This window comes from Limnospira sp. PMC 289.06 (assembly GCF_032350395.1).
GTDB lineage: Bacteria > Cyanobacteriota > Cyanobacteriia > Cyanobacteriales > Microcoleaceae > Limnospira > Limnospira platensis.
In genome coordinates this window covers 1-4,432 of sequence record NZ_JARPLC010000212.1, presented here as the reverse complement: position 1 = coordinate 4,432, position 4,432 = coordinate 1, and the positions used below count along the sequence as shown (strand labels likewise).

Annotated in this window: 6 protein-coding genes; all 6 read left to right on the top strand. The window is 44.6% G+C overall.

Going from position 1 to position 4,432, the window contains the following annotated elements; all coding sequences use genetic code 11:
• Positions 1–51 precede the first annotated feature (51 nt).
• The 6 genes from P5674_RS23370 to P5674_RS23350 all read left to right on the top strand — a co-directional run bounded on the left by P5674_RS23370 (position 52) and on the right by P5674_RS23350 (position 4,310).
• Positions 52–822: a DNA methyltransferase gene (locus P5674_RS23370; RefSeq protein ID WP_315643176.1), complete on the top strand. Its 771-nt coding sequence runs from the start codon at positions 52–54 to the stop codon at positions 820–822.
• A 21-nt stretch (positions 823–843) separates the two neighbouring features.
• Positions 844–1,740 carry a type IIL restriction-modification enzyme MmeI gene (locus tag P5674_RS23365; protein WP_308805611.1) on the top strand — a complete coding sequence of 299 codons (897 nt, stop codon included), beginning with the start codon at positions 844–846 and terminating at the stop codon, positions 1,738–1,740.
• Between the two features lie 60 nt (positions 1,741–1,800).
• Positions 1,801–2,046 carry a DUF2281 domain-containing protein gene (locus tag P5674_RS23360; RefSeq protein ID WP_014277225.1) on the top strand — a complete coding sequence of 82 codons (246 nt, stop codon included), beginning with the start codon at positions 1,801–1,803 and terminating at the stop codon, positions 2,044–2,046.
• Positions 2,047–2,302: 256 nt separating this feature from the next.
• Positions 2,303–3,259 carry an AAA family ATPase gene (locus P5674_RS23355; protein WP_434475133.1) on the top strand — a complete coding sequence of 319 codons (957 nt, stop codon included), beginning with the start codon at positions 2,303–2,305 and terminating at the stop codon, positions 3,257–3,259.
• 18 nt (positions 3,260–3,277) lie between these two features.
• Positions 3,278–3,697, top strand: coding sequence for an AAA family ATPase (locus P5674_RS26745; protein WP_014277223.1), 420 nt, complete (start codon positions 3,278–3,280; stop codon positions 3,695–3,697).
• Positions 3,681–4,310, top strand: a complete 630-nt coding sequence (locus P5674_RS23350; RefSeq protein ID WP_014277222.1) for a hypothetical protein — start codon at positions 3,681–3,683, stop codon at positions 4,308–4,310. The genes P5674_RS26745 and P5674_RS23350 overlap by 17 nt, the downstream gene beginning before the upstream one ends.
• The last annotated feature ends 122 nt before the right edge of the window (positions 4,311–4,432 follow it).

Genomic DNA, 4,432 nt, shown 5'->3' with positions numbered 1-4,432 from the left:
CCCGCTATCGCTGTCAGGATAAAGGTTTATAGTTAACGCTACTCGACGGAAATTAACCGTCGGCGGGGGGAGTGCGATCGCCCTTCTCAGATTCCCTTGACCAATTTTCGGGGCATAGAAATTCGCCATTTTGCCGCAGAAATTGCCCGGTTAGCCTTGATTATTGCCGAGTATCAGTGTGATGTGTTGCATCGGGGGCCGATGTTGGCGTTGGCGGATTTTTTGCCCTTGAAGGCTGATAATTGGATTACTTGCGGCAATAATGCCTTGCGGTTGGATTGGTTGAGTCTTTGTCCGCCCACGGGAACGGGGGTAAAGGTGCAGCGGGAAGATTTGGATTTGTGGGGGGAAACGCGAGATCAGGCAGAAATTGAGTTTGAGAATGAGGGGGGAGAAACTTATATTTGTGGGAATCCGCCTTATTTGGGTTCGACTTGGCAATCGTCGGAACAAAAGGACGATTTAAAACAAATTTTTGATAGTCGGACAAAAAATTGGAAGTCTTTGGATTATGTGGCGGGTTGGTTTATGAAGGCGGCAGATTATGGCACGCCAACCAATGCGGCGGCGGCTTTTGTTTCTACTAATTCCATTTGTCAGGGTGAACAAGTTCCTGTTCTCTGGCCGCTTATTTTTGAAACTGGAAATTTGATCATATTTGCTCATACATCCTTCAAGTGGGCAAATCTTGCGAGCCATAATGCTGGGGTGACGGTGGCTATCATAGGAATTGGGGCTGATTCAAAACATCATAATATAGTTTTTTCAGAAGATGAAACTGGACAAATAGTTGCCAAGGCAGGTAGTAATATAAATGCGTAGCTTGTTCATGGTCCTAATTTAATTATTGAAAAGGTTAGTCGCTCACCTGAAGATAGGGCTTTGATGGTATGGGGAAATAAACCAACAGACAATGGAAACTTTTTTTTAGATACCTATCAGGTGAAGGATTTGTTCGATCATTCGCCCCAGGCAATAAGCTACATTCGGCCTTATTTCGGATCCGCAGAGTTTATCAGAGGTCTTAATAGATATTGTTTGTGGATTGAGGACTCAGAAGCTGAAGAAGCTTATAAAATTCCAGAAATAGCTAAACGAATTGATGCTATTCGAGAATTTCGTAGTAATAGTAAAGCAGCAGAAACTAGACCAGCCGCAGATTATCCTCATCGATTTAGGCAAATTCAAGGGATTTGTGATCGATCTGCATTTATTGTTCCACGTGTTAGCTCTGAGCGCCGAGAGTATCTTCCTATTGGTCTTTTACCAGAACGATCATTGGTCGGTGATAGTGCCTTCGCTCTCTACGATGCGCCACTGTGGAACATGGCGCTAATCGCCTCACGCCTTCACTTGGTCTGGATCGCCACCGTCTGCGGCAAACTCGAAACCCGATATCGCTACTCCAACACCCTAGACTGGAACACCTTCCCCGTCCCCACCCTCACGGAACAAAACAAAGCCGACCTGACTCGCTGCGCGGAAGATATTTTATTAGCCCGCGAGCATTATTTCCCCGCTACTATTGCGGATATGTACGACCCAAAACGCATGGATAGCGAATTTCCCCTAGTCCGGGAAGCCCACGATCACAACGATGAAATTATCGAGCGAATTTACATCGGTCGTCGCTTCAAAAACGACACCGAACGCCTAGAAAAACTGTTTGATTTATATACAAAAATGACCAGCCAACCCACCCCAGCCCAAAAGTCGGCGAAACCGAAAACCAAGTCATAAAGCGATCGGGCATAATAGAACAAATCCAACCCAATCCAACCAACTGACTTCCTAAAAACTATGACAGCCGCCGAAAAACTCAATCAACTGATTCAAACCCTTCCAGAAAACCAAATCCCAGAAGTCCTGGACTTCGCCGAATTTCTCCAGCAAAAACAACTCACCTCCATTCAGCCTATTCCCTCTGGCACTCTGACTGGACTCCGAGGCATCGCCAAACGTCCCGAACCCGCCCCCAGTGATGATGAACTGCAAGTGCAACCCAACATCAACCGTAGGTTGGGTGCAACCCAACATCAACCGTAGGTTGGGTGCAACCCAACATCAACCGTAGGTTAGGTGCAACCCAACATCAACCGTAGGTTAGGTGCAACCCAACATCAAAGGTAGGTTAGGTGCAACCCAACATCAACCGTAGTATGTAGGCGAGATTCCCCGGTGGTCGCCGTGATCCCTCGCTTGTACCCCCGCGCCCCTACTGTTGCCTGGTTCATGGGAAACAGTATGATTAACAAACAGCAAACACTTGACTTTGTGCGACAATGTGGAGATAATAATAGGGGTGAGTTTGAAAGCGATCGCGATGGAAATCCAACGGGTCATCCTCACAAATTTTGGGCTATTTAAAAATCTGGAAATTTCCTTAGCACCCACCCAGCAAAACCCCAGCAATATCACCGTATTCGTGGGCAAAAATGGCGCGGGCAAATCCTCCATTCTCACCGCTTTAGCCACCTCTCTTAGCTGGTTCACTGCTCGTTTACGCACGGAAAAAGGCAGTGGCAACCCTATCCCAGAAAATTCTATACTTAATTCCGCTAATTTTGCCAGCATTGAAATCGAGGCTTATGATAATAATCATCCCTCAGAAAATGCCGACATCAGCCAGATTAATCATCAGTTTAAATGGACTTTAGCCAAAGCCGAAAAAGGGCGAAAATCCCCATATAATAGTAACCTAAACGACTGCACTCGTTTGGCTAATATTTATCGTGATGACCTCAGCGATAATGACCAAACAAGCCTACCTCTAATTGCCTTTTATCCGGTGGAGCGCGTAGTGCTGGATATACCCCTAAAAATTAGGACTAAGCACAGCTTTAAGCAATTAGATGGCTACGATAACGCCTTAAATCAGGGTGTAGACTTTCGCCGTTTTTTTGAATGGTTTAGAGAACGAGAAGATACTGAGAATGAATCAGCAATTCCTCAAGACTTTTGGAACGAAATCAGACCTCTATTACAAACCGATTCAACGGTATGGCAACAATTGCAGCAACTAAATGCCTCCGCTAAAGATAGGCAATTAACGGCAGTTCGCACCGCCATTAGCCGATTTATGCCGGATCTGGACAACCTGAGAGTCCGTCGCAAACCTCGTCTCTATATGGCGATCGACAAAAACGGTGAAACCCTAAATGCCGCCCAACTTTCACAAGGCGAAAAATCTCTGATGGCTCTAGTTGGTGATATTGCTCGCCGTCTAGCTATGCTGAACCCCGCCCTAGAAAATCCTTGAACAGGTGATGGTATCGTTTTGATTGATGAAGTCGATTTGCATTTACATCCCTCGTGGCAGCGTAGTTTTTGCGATCGCCTGATCGACACTTTTCCTAACTGTCAATTTGTGCTAACAACCCATTCACCTCTTATCATCAGCGACTGTCAAAATATCTTGGTTTACACCTTAAACAATGGTGAATTGCAACAATTGCCTTCCCAGTATGGGCAAGATGCTAATACGGTTTTACTAGATGTCATGGATACCAGTATCCGTAATGAGACCATTGATACTGAACTGAACAATCTGCTAGATGCCATACAAAACGCCAACCTAACCGAGGCTGAACAATTGCTTTCACAATTAACTGAGAAATTGCACGCCAATCATTTAGAATTGATGAAAGCCAAACTCCTGATCAATAAACAAAAATCACGTCATGCGAAAGATTCATAAAGGCTCGGAGCCACCTAATTTGACAGCATGGAAAAAGAAAAATCCTCATAGACGATATAGCCAGTTACCTGAAGATATGAGACGAGTTATTCGGGAATATGCTCTGAAAGAAAAATTCTATATTTGTGCTTATTGCTGTCAGAGAATAGAAGATATTAATAATTGCCATAATGAGCATATAGAAGCTCAAAATTTGAATCCTAACCGCACCCTCGATTTTTCAAATATTGTCGCCAGTTGTAATACCTCTAATCAATGTGGCAAGGCTCATGAATCTAAGCCCTTACCCTTAACTCCCCTGATGGAAGAATGCGAAACAGAACTTAGGTTTAAAATTAGTGGTCGGGTAGAAGGTTTGAGCGATCGCGCTAAGGATACGATTCAAGTGTTAAACCTGGGCGATGATGAAAAAAATAACCGTGCCTTAATCGAGAAGCGTAAACAATTATCCGATACCTTGTTATGGAAAAGCGGTATAGATCCCAATCAAGGCTTGGAGGATGAAGAATTGCTAGAGATGTTAATCAGGGATCTATCACAACCTAACGAGGATAAGATGGACTCTTTTGCTCCAGTGCTGATTAATATTTTGCAAAATTGGCTGTCATCTTAACAGGAAGATTGGGGAAAGGTCTACTCAGCAGAACCCAACATCAACCGTAGGTTAGGTGGTAGGTTGTGTGCAACCCAACATCAACCGTAGGTTGTGTGCAACCCAACATCAACCGTAGGTTG

Bases quoted from the DNA above. Each gene is read 5' to 3' on its own strand.
- P5674_RS23360 (WP_014277225.1), top strand. From the start codon at position 1,801: ATGACAGCCGCCGAAAAACTCAATCAACTGATTCAAACCCTTCCAGAA.
- P5674_RS23350 (WP_014277222.1), top strand. From the start codon at position 3,681: ATGCGAAAGATTCATAAAGGCTCGGAGCCACCTAATTTGACAGCATGG.